Source organism: Xanthomonas rydalmerensis, from assembly GCF_033170385.1.
GTDB classification, from domain to species: Bacteria; Pseudomonadota; Gammaproteobacteria; order Xanthomonadales; family Xanthomonadaceae; genus Xanthomonas_A; species Xanthomonas_A rydalmerensis.
In genome coordinates, this window is the sequence record NZ_CP126170.1 from 642,698 (window position 1) to 667,746 (window position 25,049).

Genomic DNA, 25,049 nt, shown 5'->3' on the forward strand with positions numbered 1-25,049 from the left:
GCGCGCCTCCCTCTTCCCCGTTGGCGCCGCGCCCGTGCGCGCGGCGTGCATCCCGCAGGAGTCTCCGATGGAAAAGCAATTCATCCTGGCCATCGACCAGGGCACCACCAGTTCGCGCGCGATCCTGTTCGACCGCGCGGGCCGCAGCGTCGGCATGGCCCAGCGCGAGTTTTCGCAGATCTTCCCGCAGCCGGGCTGGGTCGAGCACAACCCGCGCGAGATCATGACCAGCGTCTACACCACGATCACCGAGCTGCTCAACAACCACCAGGTGGACGCCAGCGCGATCGCCGGCATCGGCATCACCAACCAGCGCGAGACCGCGGTGGTGTGGGACCGTGCCACCGGCCAGCCGATCTACAACGCGATCGTCTGGCAGTCGCGGCAGACCAAGGACATCTGCGACCAGCTCAAGGCCGATGGCCACGAGGACATGGTGCGGGCCAAGACCGGCCTGCTGATCGATGCGTATTTCTCCGGCACCAAGGTCAAGTGGATCCTCGGCCACGTCGAGGGCGCGCGCGAACGCGCGCAGCGCGGCGAACTGGCCTTCGGCACCATCGACAGCTGGCTGATCTGGAACCTCACCGGCGGCAAGGTGCACGTCACCGACTACACCAACGCCTCGCGCACGCTGCTGTACAACATCCACGAACTGCGTTGGGACGAAGAGCTGCTGCAGATGCTCGACATCCCCGCCTCGATGCTGCCGGAGGTGCGCTCGTCCAGCGAGATCTACGGCAACACCCAGGGCCAGTATTTCTACGGCCACGCGGTGCCGATCGCCGGTATCGCCGGCGACCAGCAGGCGGCGCTGTTCGGCCAGGCCTGCTTCGAACCGGGCATGGCCAAGAACACCTACGGTACCGGCTGTTTCATGCTGATGAACACGGGCGAGAAAGCGGTGGCCTCGAAGAGTGGCCTGCTCACCACCATCGCCTGGGGCGTGGACGGCAAGGTCGAGTACGCACTGGAAGGCGCGATCTTCGTCGCCGGCTCGGTGGTGCAGTGGCTGCGCGACGGCCTGCGCATGCTCGGCAAGGCCAGCGATTCGCAGGCCTACGCCGAACGTGCTGGCGACAACGACGGCGTGTACATCGTGCCGGCCTTCGTCGGCCTGGGGGCGCCGTACTGGCGCAGCGACATCCGCGGTGCGGTGTTCGGCCTGACCCGCGGCACCACCAAGGAACACTTCATCCGCGCCGCACTCGAATCGATGGCCTACCAGACCCGCGACGTACTGACCGCGATGCAGGTCGATTCCGGCATCGAACTGAAGGAGCTGCGCGCCGACGGCGGCGCCATCGCCAACGACTTCATGGCGCAGTTCCAGAGCGACATCCTGGATGTGCCGGTGCTGCGCCCGGAAGTGGCCGAGACCACGGCGTTGGGGGCGGCCTACCTGGCTGGCCTGGCCACCGGCTTCTGGAAGAACCGTGCCGAGATCGCCCAGCAGTGGGCGGTGGACCGCCGTTTCGAGCCGGACATGCCGGCCGAGCGCCGCGAAGCCCTGTACGCCGGCTGGCAGCAGGCGGTGGAGGCGACGATGGGGTTCCGGGTTCGCTGAGGCGGGCGCCTGGCGCGACACGTGCATTTGTAGGAGCGGCTTCAGCCGCGACCGGGCGTTCCTGAGGTGCATGGTCGCGGCTGAAGCCGCTCCTACACAAGAAATTTCGTTGACGTGCCTTGTCGCCGCGTCCGTCGAAAGCGGCGAATGCCGGCCGCGCACGAAACGCGTAGGAATTGTAGGAGCGGCTTCAGCCGCGACAGGGCTTTCCCATGAAAGCCCAGCCCGCACTGGTACAGCCGAAATTGCGCAACACCCACGCCAGTGGCGCTTGCCGCAATCCAGCGACGTCAATCGTGACTTGCAGGTGCCTAGACGTACTGCGTCGGCCCACGCGGGCCCGGCACCGGGGAATCCACGCCGCCGACCGGGTCCTGGATCGGCGGGATGGTCGGATCGGTCGGCTTGTCGGGGATCGGGTCGATCGGGCGGTCCGGGGTCGGATCCACGCCGGGGTTCGGTACCTGGCCCGGCACCTCGTTCGGTGGCTGCTGCGGATCCTGGCCGGGATTGGGACTCTGCATATGCATGGGCGTCTCCTTGCGATGAGTCGCCAGCGTGCGTGCTGCGCCGACGCGTGCGGGTGAAGCGCAGGGCAACGGCGGATGAAGGGCGGGCCAATCCGCGCGCCCGATGGTCGCGGTAGGCAACGCACGCCGCTGGCGGAGACTCCGGCGCTCCGGCATGCTGATGCCGATGCACCGCTACGACCTGGTCATCTTCGACTTCGACGGCACCCTGGCCGACTCCTTCCCCTGGTTCCTGGCGACCATCAACGGCGTTGCCGACGAATTCGGCTTCCGCCGCTTCGACGTCGAGCGGCTGGAGGAAATCCGCAGCCTGAGCGCGCGCGAACTGATGGCACGCAGCGGCCTGCGCTGGTGGCGGGTGCCGGCGGTGGCGCGGCGCATGCGCACCCTGATGAGCGAACAGATCGAGCGCATCGCGCTGTTCGATGGCGTGGCCGACCTGCTCGCGCAGTTGGCGCAGGCCGGCGTGCAGCTGGCGCTGGTCACGTCCAACAGCCGCGCCAACGTCGAGCGCGTGCTCGGTCCCACGCTGCTCGCGCAGTTCCGCGACGTGCGCTGCGGTGCGGCGGTGCTGGGCAAGCGGCGCAAACTGCGCGCCAGCCTGCGCGCCTGCGGCGTTCCCGCCGCGCGGGCGCTGTGCGTGGGCGACGAGATCCGCGACGCCGAGGCCGCGCGGCAGGCCGGCATCGCCTTCGCCGGCGTCGCCTGGGGCTACACCTTGCCGGCCGCCTTGCAACCGCAGACGCCGCTGCCCTTGCTGCAGCGGCCGGACGCGCTGTCGGCGCTGGTGCTTGGTCCTGGCGTCTGTGCGCTGCCCGCGGCGCAGGCGGAAGCGGACAGCGCCTGCGCGGCCGTGGGCGGCGACGCATGACGTGGCTGCCCTACGCGATCTGCGCGTTGATCGCGATCGTCTTCCTGGGCAGCGCCGCGATGCTGATCCGAGCCTTGTATCGCATGGGGCGCAGCCAGGTGACGGACCTTGTATCGCATGGGGCGCAGCCAGGTGACGGACCTGCTGGATGCCTCGTTCCGCGAGCAGGCGTTTCCGGGCGAGCATGGACCGCTGCACGGCGGCGACCTGACCGTGGTCAAGAAATCCAAGCAGAACATCGAAAGCAGCTACGGCCATGTGTATTCGATCGCGCCGGATGCCGCGCTGCACACGGCCGATGCGTTCTGGTACTGCGTCGGGCCGGGGCCGTGCTGGTTCCTGGCCATTCCGGTGGTGACGTCCGGCTTCGGCCAGGCGCAGGTGCGTTGGATCGTGCGGCCGATGACCGAGGGACGCATGCGCGCGGCACTGCAGTTCGATCGCAAGGCGACCCGGCTGGCATTCGGCGAGCGGCCGGTCGTGCGCTGAGTTCGCGGACCAGCGCAGTGGGCGAGGCGCCGCTGCGCGAAACGACCGGTCGGCATCGCTGTCGCCCCGTCCGACATCGGTCGGGCGCGCCGCGGCGGCATGCGCCGCTGGCGGGCTGCGGAGTCAGCGGTGCTCCCCTGGTGCGATCCGTGACGGCTGCGCAGCGCGATCGGCAGCCGCGGCATCGCGGCCCTCAGCGCGCCGGCGCTGGGTCAGTGAGGCGACGCCATTGTGCCTTCGCCGCTGCTCGCGGGCCGCCGGCCGGGCGCTGCGCAAGCGATTGCTGCGCTGCAGGTTGATTGTTCACTTGTGATTGCTATATTCATAGGCGAACAGTCGCGGCGCCCGTTGCCATCCTGGGCGTGCATGCTGCGGCCTTAACTCATCGCGCCCGATCCCGGGCAGAGGCGTGCCATGCGCAACCCCAGCAGCTACCGTCCCTCGCGCGTCCGTGGGCGATCCGCTGTGGCTGTCATGCCGGGAGTGCGCGCATGGCGCTGAACGCTGCCGCCGCCGACGCCTTGGCGCCGCGCCCGCTGGGCACCAGCGGCGTGCACCTGTCCACGCTGGGCTTCGGTGCCGCGCCGATCGGCAATCTGTACGCCGAGGTGGACGACACGGTGGCGCTGGCCGCGGTGGCCGACGCCTATGCCGCCGGCATCCGCCATTTCGATACCGCGCCGTACTACGGCTATGGGCTGAGCGAGCAGCGCCTGGGGCAGGGCCTGCGTGGGCTGCCGCGCGCCAGCTACACGCTCTCGACCAAGGTCGGGCGCTGCGTCTACGACGATGCCGCGGCGGCGCCGGGGCGCGAGGGCTTCGCCGTGGCCGGGCGCCGCGCCGAGTTCGACTACAGCCGCGACGGCGTGCTGCGTGCGTTCGAGAGCAGCCTGCAGCGGCTCGGCACCGATCACATCGACGTGCTGCTGCTGCACGACATCGGCCGCCTGACCCACGCCGAGCGCCATCCGGCGATGCTGCGGCAGGCGCTGGACGAGGCCTTGCCGACGATGGCCGCGCTCAAGGCGCAGGGCGCGTGCCGGGCGATCGGCATCGGTGTCAACGAGGAAGACGTAGCGGTGGAACTGATGCCGCTGTTCCCGCTCGATTGCGTGATGCTCGCCGGCCGCTACACCCTGCTCGAACAGCATGCCGCGCAGCGGATCATGGCGCAGGCGCTGCAGCGGCAGGTCGGCATCCTGGTCGCCGGGCCGTACAGCTCCGGCCTGCTGAGCGACGCGCGCGGGCCGGGCGATACCTACAACTACGCGCCGGTGGATCCGGCCACGCTGCAGCACGCGCAGCGCCTGTTCGCGGCCTGCGCGGCGCACGGTGTCGACGTGGGCGCGGCGGCGCTGCAGTTTCCGCTGGCCCATCCGGCGGTGAGCACGGTGGTCGCCGGCATGCGCACGCCGGCGGAAGTGGCCAGCGCCGCCACACGTCTGCGCGCGTCGATTCCCGCTGCGTTGTGGCAACAGCTGCGCGACGACGGCCTGCTGCGCGCGCCGGTGCCGACGCCGTGAACGCGATCGACGCCCATGTGCATTTCTGGCGCCTGGCGCGTGGCGACTACACCTGGCTGACGCCGGAGCTGGGCGTGCTGTACCGCGACTACCTGCCCGAGGACCTGGCCGCGACGCTGGACGCGCACGGCGTGACCGCGCTGGTGGCGGTGCAGGCGGCGCAAAGCGAGGCGGAAACGCGCTATTTGCTGCAGCTGGCGCGCGCCGAGCCGCGTATCGCTGGCGTGGTCGGCTGGGTGGATTTCGAGGCGGCCGACGTCGCCGCGCGCATCGCCGCGCTGTGCGCAGAAGGCGCAGGCCTGCTCAAGGGGCTGCGGCCGATGGTGCAGGATCTGGCCGATCCGCAGTGGCTGGCGCGGCCGCAGCTGGACGCGGCCTTCGATGCGCTGCTGCAGCACGACCTGGCTTTCGACGCGCTGGTGCGGCCGCTGCACCTGCCGGCGCTGCTGGCGCGGTTGCAGCGTCATCCGCAGTTGCGTGTGGTGCTGGATCACGCCGGCAAGCCGGCCATCGGCGCTGCCGGCTTCCAGGCCTGGGCCGACGGCCTCGCGCACCTGGCGCAGCACCCCAACGTGGTGTGCAAGCTGTCCGGCCTGCTCACCGAACTGCCGGCCGACGCCGCCATCGACGATCCCGCGCTTGCCCCCTATGTGGTGCACCTGTTCGCCTGTTTCGGCGCGCAGCGGCTGCTGTGGGGCAGCGACTGGCCGGTGCTCACCCAGCGTGCCGACTACGCCGCCTGGATGGCGCTGGCGCAGGCCTGGGTCGCGCAGCACGCCGCCGGCGCCGCCGAGGCGGTGTTCGCCGGCAATGCGCGGCGCGTCTATCGCCTGTCCGATCCGATTGCTTTCCCCCCGACCTGGAGTCCCGACCCATGACCACGTTCGCGTCCGTTTCCGGGAGCCGCGCATGAGCGGCCGTCTGCAAGGCAAGCGCTGCCTGATCACCGCCGCCGGCGCCGGCATCGGCCGCGAGAGCGCACTGGCCTGCGCGCGCGAAGGCGCGCAGGTGCTGGCCACCGACATCGACGCCGCCGCGCTGCAGGCCCTGGCCGCCGAGTCCGATGGCATCGCCACGCAAACCCTGGATGTCACCGATGCCGCCGCGATCCAGGCGCTGGTGGCGGCGCAGCCGACCTTCGACGTGCTGTTCAACTGCGCCGGCTACGTGCACCAGGGCAGCATCCTCGACTGCGACACGCCGGCCTGGAAGCGCTCGTTTGCGATCAACGTCGATGCGATGTACTACCTGTGCCAGGCGGTGCTGCCGGGCATGCTCGCGCAGGGCCGCGGCAGCATCGTCAACATGTCCTCGGTGGCGTCCAGCATCAAGGGCGTGCCCAACCGCTTCGCCTACGGCGTGACCAAGGCGGCGGTGATCGGCCTGAGCAAGGCCATCGCCGCCGACTACGTGGCCAAGGGCATCCGCTGCAACGCGATCTGCCCCGGCACGATCAAGACGCCGTCGCTAGGCGAGCGGGTCAAGGCGCTAGGCGGCGACGAGCAGGCGGTGTGGAAGAGCTTCACCGACCGCCAGCCGATGGGCCGCCTCGGCGACCCGCGCGAGATCGCGCAGCTGGTGGTGTACCTGGCCTCGGACGAATCCTCGTTCACCACCGGCCAGACCCACATCATCGACGGTGGCTGGTCGAACTGACCGCGCCATCCCCTTTTCGACAGAGGATTTCCCCATGAAACTGCTGCGTTACGGCGAACCCGGCCACGAACGCCCGGCCCTGCTCGATGCCGACGGCCACCTGCGCGATCTCTCGGCGGTGATCGACGACGTCGCCGGCGAGCACCTCACCGCCGCTGGCCTGGCCCGGCTGCGCGCGCTCGATCCGGCCACGCTGCCGCAGGTGGACGGCGAGGTGCGCTATGGCGCGGCCGTGGGCCGCGTCGGCAAGTTCATCTGTGTCGGGCTCAATTACGCCGACCACGCCGCCGAGTCGGGCATGGCGGTGCCGGAGATGCCGGTGCTGTTCATGAAGGCCACCAGCGCGATCAGCGGCCCCAACGACACGGTGACGATCCCGCGCGGTTCGCTCAAGACCGACTGGGAAGTGGAACTGGGCGTGGTGATCGGCGATACCGCGCGCGACGTGTCGGTGGAGGACGCGCTGTCGCACGTCGCCGGCTATGCGGTGATCAACGATCTGTCCGAGCGCGCGTTCCAGCTCGAGCACGGCGGGCAGTGGGTGAAGGGCAAGAGCTGCGACGGCTTCGGCCCGATCGGCCCATGGCTGGTCACCGCCGACGAGGTGCCGGATCCGCAGAACCTGTCGATGTGGCTGGAGGTCAATGGCCATCGCTACCAGAACGGCAGCACCCGCACGATGGTGTTCGGCGTGGCCGAGCTGGTCAGCCACATCAGCCGCTACATGACCCTGCTGCCGGGCGACGTGATCAGCACCGGCACGCCGCCGGGCGTGGGCCTGGGGCAGAAGCCGCAGGTGTACCTGAAGCCGGGCGACGTGATGCGGCTGGGCATCGAAGGCCTGGGCGAGCAACGCCAGGCCGTCGTCGCGCATCCGCGCGACGCGCAGTAGCTGCACGACGCGAGAGAAAAAGCCCCTCTCCCTCCGGGAGAGGGGTTGGGGTGAGGGTAGGGGCGAAGCCACCTCGCCATGCATCCCGGTGTGGCTTTCGCTCGCGCGTGAGCGGTCCCGCTGCTTGCTCCTAGCTTCGTTCTTGTTTTGCTGGGGCGGCTGCAGTCGTGCACCACCGCACCCTCACCCCAACCCCTCTCCCGGGGGGAGAGGGGCTGCTCCATCGTTGTTTTGCCTGTTCCTCTCACCGCTTCATCGACCAGGATCCCCATGAGCAAAATCGTCGCGCTCGAGACCTTCGACGTCCGTTTCCCCACCTCGCGCGAACTGGACGGTTCCGATGCGATGAATCCGGATCCGGATTATTCGGCCGCCTATCTGCGCCTGCGCACCGATGCCGACGATGGTCTCGCCGGCTACGGCCTGGCCTTCACCATCGGCCGCGGCAACGATGTGCAGAGCGCGGCGGTGGCGGCACTGGCGCACCACGTGGTCGGCCGCGACGTGGAGACGGTGATCGGCGATCTGGGCGGTTTCGCGCGCAGCCTCACCGACGACTCGCAACTGCGCTGGCTGGGCCCGGAAAAGGGTGTGATGCACATGGCCATCGGCGCCGTGGTCAACGCCGCCTGGGACATGGCCGCGCGCCGCGCCGGCAAGCCGCTGTGGCGCTTCATCGCCGAGCTGTCGCCGGAGCAACTGGTGGACGCGATCGACTTCCGCTACCTCAGCGACGCGCTGACCCCGGACGAGGCGCTGGCCATGTTGCGCGACTCCGAACCGCTGCGCGCCGAGCGCATCCAGACCCTGCTCGACCAGGGCTATCCGGCCTACACCACCTCGCCCGGCTGGCTCGGCTATTCCGACGAGAAGCTGGTGCGCCTGGCCAAGGAAGCGGTGGCCGACGGCTTTCGCACGATCAAGCTCAAGGTCGGCGCCAACGTGGAGGACGACATCCGCCGTTGCCGCCTGGCGCGCGCAGCGATCGGCCCGGACATCGCCATGGCGGTGGACGCCAACCAGCGCTGGGACGTGGGCCCGGCGATCGCCTGGATGCGCCGGCTGGCCGAGTTCGGCATCGCCTGGATCGAGGAGCCGACCAGCCCCGACGATGTGCTCGGCCATGCCGCGATCCGCCGCGGCATCGCGCCGGTGCCGGTCTCCACCGGCGAGCACACCCAGAACCGCGTGGTGTTCAAGCAGTTGCTGCAGGCCGGCGCGGTGGACCTGATCCAGATCGATGCCGCGCGCGTGGGCGGCGTCAACGAGAACCTGGCGATCCTGCTGCTGGCGGCCAAGTTCGGCGTGCGCGTGTTCCCGCATGCCGGCGGCGTGGGCCTGTGCGAACTGGTGCAGCACCTGGCGATGGCCGATTTCGTCGCCATCACCGGCAAGATGGAAGACCGCGCGATCGAGTTCGTCGACCACCTGCACCAGCACTTCGTCGACCCCGTGCGGATCGTGCACGGCCGCTACCTGGCGCCGACGGCGCCGGGCTTCTCGGCCGAGATGCATGCCACTTCGGTCAGCGAGTTCCTGTATCCGGATGGCCCGTTCTGGAGTGCGGATCTGGCGGCGCAGGGCGCCTGAGTTTTGCGGTGTAGGTGCGTTTCCGCTGACGGAAGCGCACCGGCTGCGTTGAAGCGGTCGCGGCTGAAGCCGCTCCTTGTATCTGGACCTGGCGCCCCTAAACAGGCGTCATGTCTTCCGACTGATCATCGGAGGAGGTGTGGGAAGTCCAGTCGCTCCTGAAGCTTCGAGCTTGCATCGTAGATCGGCTCCCCTCTCCACATGCTGGCCCTTGGGTGTCCGAACGGTATCCAGAGTCCGCCCCCGGCGTGAACTCGCATCGACAAGGCAGGACCGGGCACAGCGCCGATCATGACCCTGACACGATGGAGGAATCGCGTATGTCTCCCGTCATCGGCATCGACGTCGCCAAGCGCAGTTTCGATGTGGCCAGCGAGCTGACCAATGGCAAGCACCGTACCAAGGCCAAGTTGTCCAACGATGCCAAGGGCTTCCAGGCCCTGCAGGCATGGCTGCAGACGCATGCGCAGCCCGAGAGCTGGATCGCCATGGAGGCCACTGGCACCTACCACCAGGCACTGGCCGAGTTCCTCCACGCACGAGGCTATCGGGTGTGCGTGCTCAACCCGGCGCAGACGGCCGCGTATGCACGCAGCCAGCTCAGCCGGGTCAAGACCGATCGCAGCGATGCCAAGCTGATCGCTAGCTATGCCCTGCGTCACCGCGAGCAGTTACGCCGTTGGCACCCTGATCCGCCGGCGCTCAAGCAGCTCAAGGCACTGGTGCGCCGGCGCCAGGACTTGCAACAGATGCTGCAGATGGAGCGCAACCGGCTGGACGTCGCTCCGGCCCAGGTGAAGGACTCGATCCAGGTCCATCTGGCCGATCTGCAACATCACATCGCCCAGATCGAGCAGGCCATCGATGACCATATCGACCAGGATCCGACCTTGCGGGGGCAGCGCGAGTTACTGGTGAGCATCCAGGGCATCGCCGACACCAGTGCGGCCTTGATGCTGGCTGAGCTTGGCGATGTGAGGCGCTTTGCCGATGCCTCGGCGCTGACCGCCTTCGCCGGCCTGAATCCGTGCCTGCAGGAGTCGGGCGACCGCAAAGGCCATGTCTGCATCTCGCGCACCGGCTCGCCCCGCCTGCGCGCGGGCCTGTTCATGCCGGCCCTGGTGGCCATGACCCACAACCCGGTCATCCGGGCGCTGAAACAGCGGCTAAGCGAACGCGGCAAAGCCGGCAAGCAGATCGTGTGCGCCGCCATGCGCAAGCTCCTGCACCTCGCCTATGGCGTCCTCAAATCGGGCACCGCGTTCGACCCGAAAAGGAGCCTTGCCTGCTAGGGGGTAAGACGGTATCTACGTGTGCGATCCGCGCTGCGCCGGCGCTCTCGTAGGAGCGGCTTCAGCCGCGACGAGCGAAGCCGACCAACCCACCGGCCGCAGCAGCCGTCGGGACGGACGTCCCTCTCGCAAACGCCTCAGCCCGTGCTCTTGCGCTCCTGTTCCGCCAACGCCGCCTGCAACGAAAAGATCTGCAGCGCCTCGCGCCATTTCTCGCCGGGCGCCGACCCGGGCAAGGGTTTCTGGAAGCGCCACATCAGCGCTTCCCAGGCCCGCACGCGCGGGTTGGCCGCGTCGGCGGCGGCCTTGGCTGCGGGCGAATAGTCCTCGTCCACTTCCATCAGCATCACCAGGCGGTCGCCGCAGCGGTGGATGTCCAGCTCGCGGATACCGGCGGCACGCAGCGAGGCGACGATCTCCGGCCAGACGGTGTCGGGACGGTGCCAGCGTTCGTATTCGGCGATCAGCGCCGGGTCGTCGTGCAGGTCCAGCAGGTAGCAGTGGCGCGGCATGGCTCAGGCTCCGCGGGCAGAGGGGAGGGACGCCACGCGGTGTCGCGCCGCATGCAGCGCGAAACCGAGGATCACCGCGAAGCCGAGCGCCGGCACCGTGATCGCCCAGTGGATGCCGGCATGGTCGGACACCGCACCCATCACCGCGGTCAGCGCGGCGCCGCCGATGATCGCCATGACGATCAGCGAGGCGCCCAGCTTGCGCGCGTCGTCGTCCAGCCCGTCCAGGCCCAGGGCGAAGATGGTCGGGAACATCACCGACATGAACAGGCTGCTGGCGACCAGTGCATACAGGCCGATCCAGCCCGGTAGCGCCACCGCCACCGCGCACAGCAGCAGGTTGAGCAGGGCGAACACGCCGAGCAGCCGCGCTGGCGGCAGGAAGCGCAGCAGCGCGGTGCCGATGAAGCGGCCGGCCATGAACAGCACCAGCGAGACGGTGAGGAAATCGGCGGCGGTCTTCTCCGGAGTGCCGGGCACGCCGTCCTGCAGATAGCGGATCAGGTAGCTCCAGATGCCGACCTGGGCGCCGACGTAGAAGAACTGCGCGATCACCGCGAACACGAAGCGGCGGTTGCGCCGCAACTGGCCGAAGCCGCCGGCGTGGGCGCCGTCGCCCCCGGCGCGGGTGGCCGGGAAGCGGGTCAGCCCGATCAGCAGCGCCCACAGCAGCACCACCGCGCCGATGATCAGATACGGCGTCTGCACCGCCAGCGACTCGGCAGAGAAAAAGGCCTCGCGCGCGGCCGGCGCCATCGCGGCCAGTTCCTGCGGGGTGTGCTCCACGCCGGACAGGATGAAGTGCTGGCCGACCAGAATGCCGGTGATCGAGCCCAGCGGATTGAACGCCTGCGCCAGGTTCAGCCGCCGCGCCGCGCCCTCGGCAGGGCCGAGCACGGTGACCAGCGGGTTGGCGGTGGTTTCCAGGAACGCCAGGCCGCTGGCGATGACGAACAGCGCCAGCAGGAACAGCCAGTAGGTGTGCACCTGCGCGGCGGGGTAGAACAGGAACGCGCCGACCGCGTACAGCAGCAGGCCCAGCACCACCGCGGCCTTGTAGCTGTAGCGGCGCATGAACATCGCCGCCGGGATCGCAAACACGAAGTAGCCCAGGTAGAACGCGCTCTGCACCAGCCCGGCCTGCAGGTCGGTCAGTTCGAACGCTTTCTTGAACTGCTTGATCAGGATGTCGTTGAGGTTGTTCGCCATGCCCCACAGAAAGAACAGGCTGACGATCAGGACCAACGGCGCGAGCGCGGTCCGGGTGAGACTGGCGGGCGCCGGCGTGGCGCGTTCGCTGCTGTAGTGCATTGCCGCCTACCCCTCCCAAGGTGTGCCGCGTCGCGTTCGGATTGTCGGCGGAGCGTACTGCGCCGGCGAGTGCCATGCAAATATAAAATTTGAGTTCATATTTGCATGGTGCAGCCGCCGACCGAAGCAGCGCAGGCGCCAGCGGTGCGAGCCGGTGCGGCGTCCCTGTACCCTAGTCCTCTTCACCAGCTACCGGGTCCTCGACGGAATGACCACCCCTTTGCCCAAGTACCGTGCGCCCGCCCTGGACAAGGGACTGGACATCCTGGAGCTGCTGGCGCGCGATGCGCGGCCGATGAGCATGGGCGAGATCTCGCAGGGCATCGGCCGTTCGCGCGGCGAGATCTTCCGCATGCTGCAGGTGCTGGAAGAGCGCGGCTACCTGACCCGGGCCGCGGGCGAGGGCGGCTACACGCTGACCAATCGCCTGTTCATGCTCGGCATGCAGCAGCCGCGGGTGCAGAACGTCACCGAAGTGGCGCTGCCGGTGATGCGCGCGCTGGCCGACGCGATCCGCCAGCCCTGCCACCTGGTGGCGCCATCGGACGACCAGATCGTGGTCATCGCGCAGATGGACGTGCCCAGCGACCTGGGATTGGTGGTGCGTCCCGGCCACCGCCGTCCGTTCGCGCACTCCACCTCCGGCCTGGTGCTGTTCGCGTTCCAGCCGGCCGACGCGCAGGCGCAGTTGCTGCAACGCCTGGACGCCAGCGAGGTGGCGTACGACCGCGCCGCGTTCCTGGCCGCGGCGCAGGAGGTACACGCCCTGGGCTACAGCATCCATCCCAGCGAGGCGGTGGTCGGGGTGATCGACCTGACCGCACCGATCCTGCAGCACGGCATCGCCCGCTACACCCTGACCGTGCCCTTCATCGAACGCCGCCCGCAACCGATCGACGCGCAGGCGGCGATGCGCGCGGTCTGCGATGCCGCGGCGCAGATCAGTGCGGCGTTGGCGTAGTTACCGTGGCCCTGGCGAGTCCGGGGCTGGGATGCCATGGCGGCGTGCAAGAAGCAAGTGGAGCTCGTAAGCACCGCGATCGCGATCCGTGGCATGCTCAACGCTCGGTGGCGCTGCTGGGGAGCATGGTCCATGCGTTGACATATCCTTGCACTGCAGCCCAGGCATTCATTCAAGCCGACGCCACGACGCGGCGCGGCTTAACTCAGGCGTTATGCTGCGAAGAAACATTCTTGGGGAGAGGGATAAAAGAGCAAATCTTCAGCAGAGCCGTTGAGTCCGGTGGGAAGCTAATGGTACGCAGTGCGCTCAATCCAATACTTTGGCTATGCGCAATCATCACTGTGCCAACACTCGTCGCAGGAGCAATTCACCCAAATCTTCCCAAATGGGTGGTTGCTATAGGCTGTTCCCCCGTCGTAATCGCACTCATAGGATTTCTTTTTCTATTGTTTTTTGACAGAGATAAGCTTCAGTCTGAGGAGTTTCAAATTAAAAAGCGGACAATTGAGCTTGCTCAGCAGAAGGGCGACACAAGTCCCGTCCAAATCAGCCTGGACGCAGTCATAAGCAACCCAGAACTTCTGCCCCGTGGCTCAGATGGAGAACCACAATGAGCCGCGCTTATCTCTTCATTTATGACGCTACCGTAGGCACAAGAGATGAAGTTAAGAATGCTCTCAACAGCGTTCCGCTCATCACGCACTGGCGATACGACATCCCAAACTGCTTCTATGTGGTTTCAGATGGATCCGCACAAGAGCTTTACGATCAATTCGTGTCAGTCAATGGAACAAAGGGGCGCTTCATGTTCATTGAAGCAAGTCCTAATCGGCAAGGACAAATGCTTCCTGACACATGGCACTTACTAACCCACAAAACTTACAAGCCAAAGAGCAAGTAGTCGCAACATAACAATTCATTCAAGCCGATGCCGCTTCGCCGCGCGGCTTAATTCAGGCGTTAGGCAGCACGGAGACAACGAGGCTATCGTGGACCATAAGAAACAAATTCACGTTCACATCCAAGCGGCTGCCGATGAGCTCCTCGCCTTTGTGCGTAGCTGTGAGGCGGACTACGTCGAACGATGGGTTCCCACGGTTCACGTCAAAGACGCCCTCGAGCTCAACTTTGTCGCTACGCCGCAGCAAGGGCGGCAGTACGGTCCGAAGGGCTGGTTGTTCGCCATCCTCGCCAGGGTGCTCGAAGATCAAGGCGTTCTCGAGCACGAGAAGGTTGGTAACCGTTCCTACTGCAGATCAAGGGCTGCTGCCTAACAATCGATCCAAGCCGGCGCCACTGCGTGGCGCGGTTTGATGCAGTGATAGGCTGCCTGAGCCGTCTGCGACGTGCAGCGCTCGAGAGACGTTCCCCCTGACGTGCCGCCGCTCGTCCGTCGACCATGCGAAGCATCCCTTGTGCCGTTGTTCTCGCCGCGCGCGCCCAGCACGCGGCAAGGTCGCGCATGCCCGCGCCTGCGCTGCATGCCTAACTGTGCGCCACACCGCTGGAATGTGCGCCCATGGTGCGCGTGACTCGATCCCCAGCCTGATCACGCACTCGCCGCTTGCGGGCGCAAAGCGTTGACCATCGCGCCAGCGCTGCGCAGCCTGCAGGGAACACGGCGACACGGACACACGGCATGGCACGGCGGTTTCCCTGGAGTTGGTTGGCGCTGTTGGCGGCCTGCGCGTTGGTGCTGGTGCTGGCCTGGCAGAACCGCGGTCTGCGCGAGGAACGGCGCTGGTTCGTCACCCGCACCACCGAGCCGTATCTGGGCATGTACGTGCCGCGCATTGCCGTCACCACGTTGGACGGCGCGCCGCTGACGCTGGGTGAGCCGGCGGCCGAGCGCCAGGTGCTGTTCTTCTTCACCACCACCTGCCCGTACTGCAAGCGCTCCGCACCGCAGATGGTGCAGGCGGCGCAGCATCTGGCCGCGCAGCAGTCCGACGTGCAGGTGCTGGGGGTATGCCAGTGCAGCCCCGCACAGGCGCAGCGCTACGCCGCCGAGCACGGCTTCACGTTTCCGGTGACCACGCTGACCGACCGCCGCGCGCTGATGCTGTTCCGCGCGCGCAACGTGCCGACGCTGCTGGCGCTGGACCACGAGGGGCGCGTGCGCTACGCGCGCGTCGGCGTCTTCGAGACCACGGAGCGGATGCAGGACCTGATGGCCGCAGTGCGCCGCACGGATGCGCCGCCGGCCTTGGCAACCATCGAGGAGTAAGCCATGAAACAGCGTTGGACAGCGTTACGCAACGGGATGCTTGCGGCCGTGTTCCTGGCCAGCATGGGCTTCGGCGCGGTGCAGGCGACCGCCGGCGACGGCATCGAGAAGGAGGCGGCCTGCAGCGCTTGGGCCTGCCAGCAGGAGTGCGCGCCGTTCGGCGGCGAGCTGGGGCCGGGCGGGCCCGGAAAGCCGTTGGTCTGCTACTGCTGCGGCTGAGCAATGCCGGAGCCGGTCGCGTCAGGCCGGCTCCGGCATCGGGGATGCGATGGCGGCGCTCACGGAGCGCAGCGAGCATCCGCCGCGTTGCGCTCCGTCATCACCCGGCCAGCCTGCAAGGCGCTCCTGGTGCGCGCGATCGCGCACTGCGTCACGACCAGCCGCCGACGATTCACGCAGGTTTGCGCGGCGGCTGGGCATGGTGGAACGCAGACCAACCAGGAGCGTTCCATGACCTCACCTTTTCACCCCGTCCGCCTGTCACTGCTTGCAGCCCTCACCGCCATCGCGCTGAGCGGTTGCGGCAAGCCCGGCGACCAGGCCTCGCGTACTGCACCGGCCACCTCGCCGGAGCCCACCGCCGCGCCGGTCGGCGGCGAAAGCGGTCGCGCACCGATCGGCGGGGACGCTTCGGCCAAGGCGATGCTGCAGGTGCTGGAGGGCAACGTGGTGGCGCTGTCGAAGCAGGCGCTGGCGCGCAACGTCAGCAAGACCGTGGCCGACTTCGCCCGCGAGACCATCGCCGTGCATCACGACGCCGACCCGGCCACGGCCGGCAAGGGCGGCCCCGGCGATGCCGAGAAGATCGCCGCGCAGGTGGCCAAGGGCCGCGCGCAGTTGCAGGCGCTGGGCGACGAGAAGGACAACTCCGCCTACATGAATGCCTACGCGGCGGCCGTGGTGCGGCAGTACTCCGACGCGCTGTCGGTGATCGATGCCGAACTGGTGCCGGCGGCCAAGGAAGACGCCACACGCCAGGAACTGCAGCAGGCGCGCAAGCGCATCGCCGAGCAACTGGAGCGCGCGCAGGCGCTGGCCTCGGCCCGCTACTGAGCGCATCGCCCCTCTCCCGTTGGGGCGACAGGGTGCGGCCTGCGCGCCACTGGCGCGCGCACCCTGGAGCGCCCGCGCCGCAAGCGCGGGCCGGGGCGCGGGGCGGGGGTTGGGGTGAGGGTGCGGCGCGAAGCGACGCGCAGCGTTGGGGCCTCGGGAATCGGTGACACGCCCTAGCCGTTGGCGGCGACCGCGTGCGGCGCCGGCCGCTCCTCGCGCCCATCCGGATGTCGCGCGAAGCGGGTCGGGTCGCTGCCGTGCACCGGCGCCTCGTCCTGCCATGGCCAGCCGCCGAACTGGGTGCGGCGATAGTCGGCCATGGCCTGGGCGATCTCGGCCTGGGTATTCATCACGAACGGACCGTGTTGCGCCACCGGTTCGGCGATCGGTCGGCCTTGCAGCACCAGGAACTCGCTCGCCTCGCCGTCGCCACTGACCAACTCGACCGCCTGATCGGCGTGCAACTCAATCGCCGCGTGGCGGGTCACCGGGCGTCCGCCCACCGTCACCGCTGTGCCCTTGAAGAAATACAGACTGCGGCGCGTGCCGCGGCCTTGCGCGGCGGGCAGGATCCAGCGTGCGCCGGGTGCCATGCGGATCGTCCAGATGGCCACATCGGCATCGTCCTGCGCGGCCCACGAATCCGGTGGCGGCGCGAGCGGGCCGCCGGCGCTGCCGGGCGCGGCGTCGACCGGACCGATGCGACCGGCCACGCAGGCCACCTCGGTGGTGCGGCCGGCGTCGTCGGTGGCAGTGAAGCGCGGCAGGTCTTCCGACCAGAACATGGTGAAGTGCGGCGCGGCCAGCTTGTTGCGCGCCGGCAGGTTGAGCCAGATCTGGAACAGTTCCAGCGGGTTGGGCGCCGCCGTGTCCAGCAGCGGGAACATCTCCGAATGGACGATGCCCGCGCCGGCCGTCACCCATTGCACGTCGCCGGCGCCGAAGCGCGCCGCCGCACCGAGCGAGTCGGCATGGTCGATCAGGCCCTTGCGCACGATGGTCACGGTCTCGAAGCCGCGGTGCGGATGACCGGGAAAGCCGGGAATCTCCTCGCCGTGATACATGCTCCAGCCGTCCTTGCGGCTGAAGTCCTGGCCGATGGCGCGGCCGTGCAGGGACGCCGCCGGCCCCATCGCGCCGTTGCCGGCGGGGTAGGCATCGTCGTGGTAGACGCAGAACAGGAACGGGTCGATCGTGTCCCAAGGGAAGCCAAGCGGCTTGATCTGGACGATGGGGTCGGTCATGGAAAGATCCTTCGTGCGAACGCCGCCCGAGGATGGACGCGGCAATCTTCACGATATGGGGCGGTGCCGAGGGAACGGAAGGCCGGTCCGAAGGACATCCTGTCCCGCACGGGAAACGCTGGGATGCGCCGCCGCCGCGTCCATGGCGATGGCGCAGGCGCGGTGACCGGCCGCGTCGCATGCGCCGATCCAGCGAACCCGGCAGTCGGTGCGTGAACTGAATGCTTGCTGGGGCGCAACCGCTCCTCTGTGCCCGCACGACCCATGCGTCATCGGACTGTCATCGCCGGCGACCAGCATCGCGCCTTTCCGAATCGCCGGCTGCCGATGGCGCCGGCACTGCGAGTGGCTGGTGCGTTCCGAACCCCTGCCGGCGTTGTCGCGGCTGTTCCTGCAATGGCGGCCGTCGCTGAGCCGCTACTTCCGCAAGCGCCGCGCCGAGGCATGGGATGCCGACGACCTGTTGCAGGAAGTGTGGCTGCGCCTGCAGCGCAGCGAGGCGCACGCGCCGGAGATCGCCAATCCCGAAGCCTACCTGTTCACCATCGCCGCCAACCTGATGCGCGAGCACGCGCTGCTGCACCAGCGCAGCAGCCAGCGCGACACCTGCCTGGACGACGTGCTGGACCGGCTGGCGGTGCCGTGCGAGGCCGATGCGCAGGTGCATCGCGCGCAGCGCCGGCAGCGCCTGGCCGAGCTGATGGCGCGGCTGCCGCCCAAGTGCCGCGCGGCGATGACGCTGCGCTACCGCGACGAACTGGGCTACCAGGAGATCGCCGAGCAACTGCAGATCTCCAGCCACATGGTCAAGAAGTACATCATCAAGGGCCTGGCGGTATGCCGGCAGGGCATGGCGCGCTATGCGTGAGGAGTCGCAGCGCAGCGCCGAGGCGGCCGCGGACTGGTACCTGGCGCAGCGCGAGACCACGTTGTCGCCGGCGCGGCAGGCCGAGTTCCTGGCCTGGTTGCGGCAATCGCCGGCGCACGTGGCCGCCTATTTCGACATCGCGCGTCTGCATGGCGACCTGCCGTCCGCGGCGCAGGCGCAGCAGGCCAGCAGTGCGCAGCTACGCGCGCATGCCTTGCGCAGCGGGGCGGTGGTGGTGCCGTTGCGCCCGGATGTGGATGCAATGCCGATGGCGCGCAATCCGCGTCGTGTCGCGCCACGGCGCAGGCGCTGGCCATTAGCGGTGGCGGCCCTTCTGGCGCTGGCCGCTGCCGGCCTGGCGTTGCGCCTGAGCGCGCCAACGCCGGTACCGGCGACCGTATACGCCGCGCCGGCAGACGCGGCGCGCAGCGTCGCGCTGGACGATGGCAGCGTGGTGCACCTGGACCGCGGTGGCGCGATCGCGGTGCGCTACGGCACGCAGCGCCGCGACATCGCCCTGCTGCGCGGCAAGGCGGTGTTCGACCTGGGCCACGATCCCGGGCGGCCGTTGCGGGTCAGCGTCGGGACGCTGGTGCTGCGCGATGTCGGCACCGTGTTCGGGGTCGACCCGCAGGCCGGCGGTGCACGGGTCACCGTGTTGCAGGGACGGGTGCAGGTGTCGAGCGATACCCCGGCATGGTGGCGCCGCAGCGACCTGCCGTCGGAAGGACCGACGCTGGCGGACCTGGGCAGCGGCCAGCAGGCGCGGGTGGATGCGCAGGGCCGCGTGCTGGCGCGGCACGACCACGCCGACATCGCCGACGCCACCGCCTGGCTGCCGGCGCAGGTCGGCGTGCAGGATCGCAGCCTGGGCGACGTGGCGCGGCTGTTCAACGCCTACACCACCCAGCCGCTGCACATCGCCGATCCGGCGCTGGCGGCGCGGCGGGTCAGCGGCGTGTTCCACCTGCGCGATCCGGAGGCCTTCGTCGCGTATCTGGGCAGCCTGCCGGACGTGCAGGTACAGCGCGATGCGCACGCGGTGACCATCCGCCGCGCGCCGGCACCGCTGTAAGAAAAAATTCACGAAATCGACGGTAGCCGCACGGCGCACCGGGGCACTCCTAGGAAGCATGGCCGTCGCGCAGTACGCGCGGGCCCGCCCTTCCTCCCCTCCGGTGTGATCGTCATGCGCAAGCCTCTCGTCGTCTCCATCGCCCTGCTGCTCGGCAGTGCGTCCTCGCTGCCGGCCTGGTCGGCGCCCGCCGTCACCGCGTCGGCCATCGCGCCCATGCCGTTGGCGCAGGCGCTGGACCAGTTCGCGCGCAGCAGCGGCCTGCAATTGATGTACGACCCGGCGCTGGCCACGGGGCTGCGCAGCAGCGGCGCGCCGGCCGGCCTGGCGCCGCCGCAGCAACTGCATGCGCTGCTCGCCGGCACCGGCCTGGACTACCGCATGTTGACGCCCGGCTCGGTCGCCATCGTGCGCAGCAGCGTCGCCACCGCTGCGCCGGCCGCCGCGCCGCGGGCGCCACGCAGCGCTGCCCCGGCGCGCGCCGAGGCCGACGGCGAGCACGACGGCCCGCGTGAACTGGCGCCGATCAACGTCACCGCCAACAGTGTCGACACACTGGCGCCCAGCGCCGCGCCGCTGGAGGCGAGCCAGCCAACCTCGGTGATCGACGAGCGCTTCATCCGCGACGGCCTGCGCCTGAATTCGAACTACGACGACATCATCAAGTACGCGCCCAGCGTGGTCACCACCTCGCCGGAAGGCCCGGGCCTGGGCAAGAACGAAGGCATCAGCATTCGCGGCTTCCAGGATGGCCAGTTCAACATCACCTTCGACGGCATCCCGTTCGGCGATGCCAGCGATCTGCACCACACCACCTCGGCCTACTTCAACAACCACGTGCTCGGCCAGGCCGAGATCGACCGCGGCCCCGGCGGCGGCGCCACCATCGGCAACGCCACCTTCGGCGGCACCCTGGCGCTGCGCACGCGCAACCCCAGCGAGGTGGACGGCGTCACCGTGTACGGCACCGGCGGCAGCTGGAACACCTGGGCCGGCGGCGTCAGCGCCGACGAGCACATCGGCAACACGCGCCTGTTCGTCGACCTATCCAAGGAGGCCAGCGATACCTACCTCAAAGGCACCGACGATCGCCGCGAGCATGCCTTCCTCAAGACCGTCAGCGACCTCGGCGAGGCCACCACGCTGACCTTCGTCAGCAGCTACAACCAGGAGCACCAGAACACCGTGCAGGGCGCCACCCGCGCGCAGATCGCGCAGCACGGCTGGCGCTACGGCCTGGGCGACGATCCGACGCTGCAGAACTACACCGGCTACAACGCCGCCGCCTACTACTCCAGCTTCACCTACCTGGGCCTGAGCACGCGCCTGGGCGCCTGGGACCTGGACAACAAGGTCTACTACAACAGCTTCGACCATACCGCGGCCAAGACCAGCATCCCCACCAGCGAGAGCGCCGCCGACAACGGCGTGACCTTCTACGGCGCGACCGGCAAGAAGCTGTCCAAGGCCGCCAAGGACGTGCCGGGCAAGCTCTCGGACAACGACTTCCGCGCCTTCGGCGACGTGCTGCGGCTGGCGCGCGATCTCGGCCCGGGCCAACTGCAGACCGGCGTGTGGGTGGAGCGCAACCTCGACGAGCGCCAGCAGTTGCCGGTGGACATGAGCACCGGCGCGGCCAGCGGCACCAAGTACGGGCCGCTGTACAACTACAAGCTGCACGACCGCACCGACACCTTGCAGCCGTACCTGCAGTACGACTGGAAACTCAGCGACAGCCTCACCCTCAGTCCGGGCCTGCGCTACGCGCGCGTGCAACGTCAGCTCGATGCCGAGGTCAACAAGAGCACGCCGCCGGCGCCTGCGCACAGCGAGGCCAGCTACGACGCCACGCTGCCGTCGCTGAGCCTGCACCAGGCCTTCAACGAGCACTGGAGCGGCTACGTGCAGGCTGCGCGCGGCTTCCTGGCGCCGCCGATCGACGTGATCGAACTCAACGGCACCCGTGGCCTGCGTCCGGAACTGACCAGCAACTACCAGCTCGGCACCAGCTATGCCGCGCGCGGCCTGACCTTCGGCGCCGACGTCTACTACATCGACTTCAGCAACTACATCAGCCAGACCCTGGTCACGACCGACAACGGCACCGAGAGCGCCTTCGTCAACGGCGGCGGCGCGGTGTACCGCGGCGCCGAGGCAGAGGCCACCTACGCGCTCACGCCGGTCCTGAGCCTGTACGCCAACGCCAGCTACAACGAGGCCACCTACAAGCACAGCAGCACCCAGGTGGCCGGCACGCCGCGGGTGACCGCAGCGCTGGGCCTGCTGTACAACAGCGGCACCGGCTACTTCGGCTCGCTGATGGAAAAGGTGGTGGGCGCGCAGTACGGCGTGGACAACACCACCACGCCCAGCGGTGCCACGGTGTTCGGCAACGACCAGCGTCTGGGCGGCTACGCCAGCCTGGACGCGGCGCTGGGTTACCGCAGCACGCACGGGCCCTACGGTCTCAAGGGATACTCGATCAGCATGGACGTCAACAACCTGCTGAACCGGCATGCGCTGATCGGCTACGCCGGCACCCGCTCCTCCGACAACCAGCCGCTGTACTTCGGCCTGGCCGGGCGCGGCGTGTTCCTCGACCTGTCGCTGAAGTTCTGAGGCCCGCCATGTTCGCTTCCCGATTCGCACGCGTGCGCAGCGCATGGCGCCTGGCCGCGTTGCTATGCGTCGCCAGCGTCGCCTGGCCGGCGGCCGCATCGCCCAAGGCGGATGCGGCATCGACCGCCGCGGAGGTGCGCCTGACGATCGTGGTGATGCGCCACGGCGTGCGCGCACCGACGCAATCGCCACAGGACCTGGCCAAGTACGCCGCACAGCCCTGGCCGCAATGGCCGGTGGCACCGGGCCAACTCACGGCGCACGGCGCCGCCGGCATGCAGGCGCTGGGCGCGCGCTACCGGCAGCGCTGGCTGACCACGGCGGCGCTGGCGCCGGACTGCGCCGCGTCCGGCGCACTGGTGATCGCCGACAGCACGCCGCGCAACCACGACAGCGCGGCCGCCTTCACCGAAGGCCTGCTGCAGGGCTGTCGGGCGCACTACCTGGCGTTGCCGACGACGCAGAACAACCCGCTGTTCCATTTCGGCAAGGACGAGGACAAGGACGACGATGCGCCCGCGGCACCGCTGCACCTGGACGCGGCCACCCGCAGCCGCCTGCGCGCGTTGCAGCGGGTGCTGTCCGGCTGCGCCGCCCCGACCTGCGCCGCGCAGGAGACGCAGCGCCTGGACGATCCGCAGCGGCTGCAGGATCCAGCGCAGGCGGCCAAGGCGTTGAAGACCGCCGGCAGCCTGGCCGAGAACCTGATGCTGGAATACGCGCAGGGCCTACCGTTGCCGCAGGTGGCCTGGGGACGCGCCGATGCCGCGGCGCTGCAGCGGCTGATCGGTCTGCACAATGCCTCCTTCGGCTACAGCAAGCGTGCGCTGCCGGCGGCACGCGCCGGCGGCTCCAACCTGCTCGCGCACCTGCTGGCGACGCTGCAGGCGGCGGCCGGGCAAGCGCCGGCGGTGGCGGCGCTGGCGCCGGCGGACACGCGTGCGCTGGTGCTGCTGGGGCACGACACCAATTTGGCGCACCTGGCCGGCTTGTTCGGCATCGATCCGCTGGTGCACGGTCAGCCGGACGCGTATCCGCCCGGCGGCGCGCTGCTGCTGGAACTGGTGCGGCAGGACGGCCACGACTTCCTGCAACTGCGCAGCGTGGTGCCGACGTTGCAGGCGCTGCGTGCCAACCGCTTCGATGGCCGCGGCCTGCGCGAGCGGCGCTGGCCGTTGCCCGGCTGCGGCCAGCGCCTGCGCTGCCCGCTGGCGATTGCCTTGCCGGCGTTGCAGGCGCGGCTGGATCCGCAGCGGGTCGAGGCTGCGGTGCCGCCGATGACCGAGTGGCCGGCACAGGCGGCGCCGGTGGGCGATTAGCTTGGCGGCACCGTAGGAGCGGCTTCAGCCGCGACCGGGCGTTCCTACGTCGTGCCTGTCGCGGCTGAAGCCGCTCCTACGCGTGCCACCGGGTCCGGCGTGAACACCGCCCGCCGTCACGGACCACTCAGCGCGGAAGGTCGATCATCGCGGTTCCCCCACGCGCCTGCGCCTGCGTGCGCCGCGCTCCTTGCCAGGACCCCGCCATGTCCCCGACCCACGCCGCCGCGCTGCCCGACACCATGACCGCGATCGAGATCCGCCAGCCCGGTGCGCCCGAGGTCTTGGTGCCGGTGCGCGTGCCGCTGCCGCACCCCGGGCGCGGCGAACTGCTGGTGCGGGTGGCCGCGGCCGGCGTCAACCGCCCCGACGTGATGCAGCGCCAGGGCAGCTATCCGCCGCCGCCGGGTGCCTCGCCGTTGCCGGGGCTGGAGTTCGCCGGCGAGGTGGTTGGCCTGGGCGATGGGGTGGAACGCTACCGGCTGGGCGACCAGGTCTGCGCGCTGGTCGCCGGCGGCGGCTATGCCGAGTACGCGGTGGTGCACGAGCGCAATGCCCTGCCGGTGCCGGCGGCGCTGAGCCTGACCGAGGCCGCGGCGGTGCCGGAAACCTTCTTCACCGTGTGGACCAACGTGTTCCAGCGCGGCCGCCTGCAGTCCGGCGAGACCCTGCTGGTGCACGGCGGCACCTCCGGTATCGGCAGCGTCGCCACGCTGCTGGGGCGGGCCTTCGGCGCACGGGTGATCAGCACCGTCGGCTCGGCCGACAAGCGCGCGGCCAGCCTGGCGCTGGGCGCGGAGGCGGCGATCCTGTACCGCGAGGAGGACTTCGTCGCCGAGACGATGCGCCTGACCGAGGGCCGCGGCGCCGATGTGATCGTGGACCTGATCGGCGGCGACTACCTGGCGCGCAACTACCAGGCCGCGGCGCTGGACGGGCGCATCGTGCAGATCGGCATCCAGCAGGGCAAGGTGCGCGAGCTGGACCTGATGCCGCTGCTGGCCAAGCGGCTGACCCACACCGGCTCGACCCTGCGCCCGCGTTCGGTGATGGAAAAGGCGGCGATCGCGCGCGAGCTGGAGCAGCAGGTGTGGCCGCTGCTGGCGCAGGGCCGGATCAAGCCGCAGGTGGACCGCTGCTTCCCGCTGCAGGAGGCGGCGCAGGCGCATGCGCTGATGGAGTCCAGCGCGCATATCGGCAAGATCGTGCTGACGACGGCGCAGTGAACCCGGGCATCGGTCGCGGCGACCCGCCTGCCATCGTAGGAGCGGCTTCAGCCTCGACGGGCGTTACCGGGAACGTTCATCGCGGCTGAAGCCGCTCCTACGCCAGGCTTCCGTCGTGATGAGCGGCGCGCTTCGGTTGCGACAGGCGGCCGGCAGGCACCCTTGCGCCCAGGCGACACGCGTGCCCGCACCAGTCGCCGCGCCCACCCCTGGCCCGGTTC

24 protein-coding genes are annotated in these 25,049 nt (G+C 69.2%); 20 read left to right on the forward strand and 4 right to left on the reverse strand.

What is annotated here, in order from left to right:
• Window positions 1-67 precede the first annotated feature (67 nt).
• On the forward strand, window positions 68-1,567 hold the full coding sequence (glpK, locus tag QN245_RS02800; RefSeq protein WP_317844497.1) for a glycerol kinase GlpK: 1,500 nt from the start codon (window positions 68-70) through the stop codon (window positions 1,565-1,567).
• Window positions 1,568-1,878: 311 nt separating this feature from the next.
• On the opposite strand, the gene QN245_RS02805 is transcribed toward glpK, so the two are convergent.
• A complete protein-coding gene (locus tag QN245_RS02805; RefSeq protein ID WP_160970199.1) occupies window positions 1,879-2,097 on the reverse strand; it encodes a hypothetical protein in 219 nt (72 codons plus the stop codon).
• 154 nt (window positions 2,098-2,251) lie between these two features.
• Between QN245_RS02805 and QN245_RS02810 the strand changes: the two genes are divergently transcribed.
• The 8 genes from QN245_RS02810 (at window position 2,252) to QN245_RS02845 (ending at window position 10,410) form a co-directional block, all read left to right on the forward strand.
• Complete coding sequence (locus tag QN245_RS02810) at window positions 2,252-2,968, forward strand: HAD-IA family hydrolase (RefSeq protein ID WP_317844498.1); 717 nt, start codon at window positions 2,252-2,254, stop codon at window positions 2,966-2,968.
• Between the two features lie 108 nt (window positions 2,969-3,076).
• A complete protein-coding gene (locus tag QN245_RS02815; protein WP_317844499.1) occupies window positions 3,077-3,457 on the forward strand; it encodes a hypothetical protein in 381 nt (126 codons plus the stop codon).
• Between the two features lie 491 nt (window positions 3,458-3,948).
• The gene (locus QN245_RS02820) at window positions 3,949-4,980 is read left to right on the forward strand and encodes an aldo/keto reductase (protein WP_317844500.1); all 1,032 of its coding nucleotides are present in this window, start codon (window positions 3,949-3,951) and stop codon (window positions 4,978-4,980) included.
• A complete protein-coding gene (locus tag QN245_RS02825) occupies window positions 4,977-5,858 on the forward strand; it encodes an amidohydrolase family protein (RefSeq protein ID WP_317844501.1) in 882 nt (293 codons plus the stop codon). Before QN245_RS02820 ends, QN245_RS02825 begins: the two co-directional genes overlap by 4 nt.
• Window positions 5,859-5,889: 31 nt before the next feature.
• Window positions 5,890-6,636 (forward strand): SDR family oxidoreductase, encoded by a 747-nt coding sequence (locus QN245_RS02830; RefSeq protein ID WP_317844502.1) that lies wholly within the window; start codon window positions 5,890-5,892, stop codon window positions 6,634-6,636.
• A gap of 34 nt (window positions 6,637-6,670) precedes the next feature.
• A complete protein-coding gene (locus QN245_RS02835; RefSeq protein ID WP_160970205.1) occupies window positions 6,671-7,528 on the forward strand; it encodes a fumarylacetoacetate hydrolase family protein in 858 nt (285 codons plus the stop codon).
• Between the two features lie 270 nt (window positions 7,529-7,798).
• Window positions 7,799-9,118, forward strand: coding sequence for an L-fuconate dehydratase (locus QN245_RS02840; protein ID WP_317844503.1), 1,320 nt, complete (start codon window positions 7,799-7,801; stop codon window positions 9,116-9,118).
• A gap of 320 nt (window positions 9,119-9,438) precedes the next feature.
• Complete coding sequence (locus tag QN245_RS02845) at window positions 9,439-10,410, forward strand: IS110 family RNA-guided transposase (protein ID WP_317844504.1); 972 nt, start codon at window positions 9,439-9,441, stop codon at window positions 10,408-10,410.
• Window positions 10,411-10,547: 137 nt separating this feature from the next.
• Here QN245_RS02845 and QN245_RS02850 read toward each other — a convergent pair whose 3' ends face one another.
• Both QN245_RS02850 and fucP read right to left on the reverse strand, forming a co-directional pair.
• The gene (locus QN245_RS02850) at window positions 10,548-10,922 is read right to left on the reverse strand and encodes an L-rhamnose mutarotase (protein WP_317844505.1); all 375 of its coding nucleotides are present in this window, start codon (window positions 10,920-10,922) and stop codon (window positions 10,548-10,550) included.
• 3 nt (window positions 10,923-10,925) lie between these two features.
• Window positions 10,926-12,233, reverse strand: a complete 1,308-nt coding sequence (gene fucP / locus QN245_RS02855) for an L-fucose:H+ symporter permease (RefSeq protein ID WP_184447344.1) — start codon at window positions 12,231-12,233, stop codon at window positions 10,926-10,928.
• 208 nt (window positions 12,234-12,441) lie between these two features.
• Here fucP and QN245_RS02860 point away from each other — a divergent pair, with 208 nt between their 5' ends.
• The 6 genes from QN245_RS02860 to QN245_RS02885 all read left to right on the forward strand — a co-directional run bounded on the left by QN245_RS02860 (window position 12,442) and on the right by QN245_RS02885 (window position 16,477).
• The gene (locus QN245_RS02860; protein ID WP_317844506.1) at window positions 12,442-13,194 is read left to right on the forward strand and encodes an IclR family transcriptional regulator; all 753 of its coding nucleotides are present in this window, start codon (window positions 12,442-12,444) and stop codon (window positions 13,192-13,194) included.
• 613 nt (window positions 13,195-13,807) lie between these two features.
• The gene (locus QN245_RS02865) at window positions 13,808-14,098 is read left to right on the forward strand and encodes a hypothetical protein (RefSeq protein WP_317844507.1); all 291 of its coding nucleotides are present in this window, start codon (window positions 13,808-13,810) and stop codon (window positions 14,096-14,098) included.
• A gap of 88 nt (window positions 14,099-14,186) precedes the next feature.
• The gene (locus tag QN245_RS02870; RefSeq protein ID WP_317844508.1) at window positions 14,187-14,471 is read left to right on the forward strand and encodes a hypothetical protein; all 285 of its coding nucleotides are present in this window, start codon (window positions 14,187-14,189) and stop codon (window positions 14,469-14,471) included.
• Window positions 14,472-14,863: 392 nt separating this feature from the next.
• The gene (locus QN245_RS02875) at window positions 14,864-15,424 is read left to right on the forward strand and encodes a peroxiredoxin family protein (protein WP_317845293.1); all 561 of its coding nucleotides are present in this window, start codon (window positions 14,864-14,866) and stop codon (window positions 15,422-15,424) included.
• Window positions 15,425-15,427: 3 nt separating this feature from the next.
• Window positions 15,428-15,643 carry a hypothetical protein gene (locus tag QN245_RS02880; RefSeq protein ID WP_026143700.1) on the forward strand — a complete coding sequence of 72 codons (216 nt, stop codon included), beginning with the start codon at window positions 15,428-15,430 and terminating at the stop codon, window positions 15,641-15,643.
• A gap of 231 nt (window positions 15,644-15,874) precedes the next feature.
• A complete protein-coding gene (locus tag QN245_RS02885) occupies window positions 15,875-16,477 on the forward strand; it encodes a hypothetical protein (protein WP_208417146.1) in 603 nt (200 codons plus the stop codon).
• Window positions 16,478-16,650: 173 nt separating this feature from the next.
• Here the strand turns inward: QN245_RS02885 and QN245_RS02890 are convergent, their stop codons facing one another.
• Window positions 16,651-17,721 (reverse strand): pirin family protein, encoded by a 1,071-nt coding sequence (locus QN245_RS02890; RefSeq protein ID WP_184447341.1) that lies wholly within the window; start codon window positions 17,719-17,721, stop codon window positions 16,651-16,653.
• A gap of 352 nt (window positions 17,722-18,073) precedes the next feature.
• On the opposite strand from QN245_RS02890, the gene QN245_RS02895 reads away from it, so the two are divergent.
• The 5 genes from QN245_RS02895 (at window position 18,074) to QN245_RS02915 (ending at window position 24,828) form a co-directional block, all read left to right on the forward strand.
• On the forward strand, window positions 18,074-18,589 hold the full coding sequence (locus QN245_RS02895) for an RNA polymerase sigma factor (protein WP_317844509.1): 516 nt from the start codon (window positions 18,074-18,076) through the stop codon (window positions 18,587-18,589).
• On the forward strand, window positions 18,582-19,664 hold the full coding sequence (locus tag QN245_RS02900) for a FecR family protein (protein ID WP_317844510.1): 1,083 nt from the start codon (window positions 18,582-18,584) through the stop codon (window positions 19,662-19,664). Before QN245_RS02895 ends, QN245_RS02900 begins: the two co-directional genes overlap by 8 nt.
• 114 nt (window positions 19,665-19,778) lie before the next feature.
• The gene (locus tag QN245_RS02905) at window positions 19,779-22,283 is read left to right on the forward strand and encodes a TonB-dependent receptor (RefSeq protein ID WP_317844511.1); all 2,505 of its coding nucleotides are present in this window, start codon (window positions 19,779-19,781) and stop codon (window positions 22,281-22,283) included.
• An 8-nt stretch (window positions 22,284-22,291) separates the two neighbouring features.
• Window positions 22,292-23,602, forward strand: a complete 1,311-nt coding sequence (locus tag QN245_RS02910) for a histidine-type phosphatase (protein ID WP_317844512.1) — start codon at window positions 22,292-22,294, stop codon at window positions 23,600-23,602.
• Window positions 23,603-23,808: 206 nt separating this feature from the next.
• Complete coding sequence (locus tag QN245_RS02915) at window positions 23,809-24,828, forward strand: NAD(P)H-quinone oxidoreductase (RefSeq protein ID WP_317844513.1); 1,020 nt, start codon at window positions 23,809-23,811, stop codon at window positions 24,826-24,828.
• Window positions 24,829-25,049: the final 221 nt, after the last annotated feature.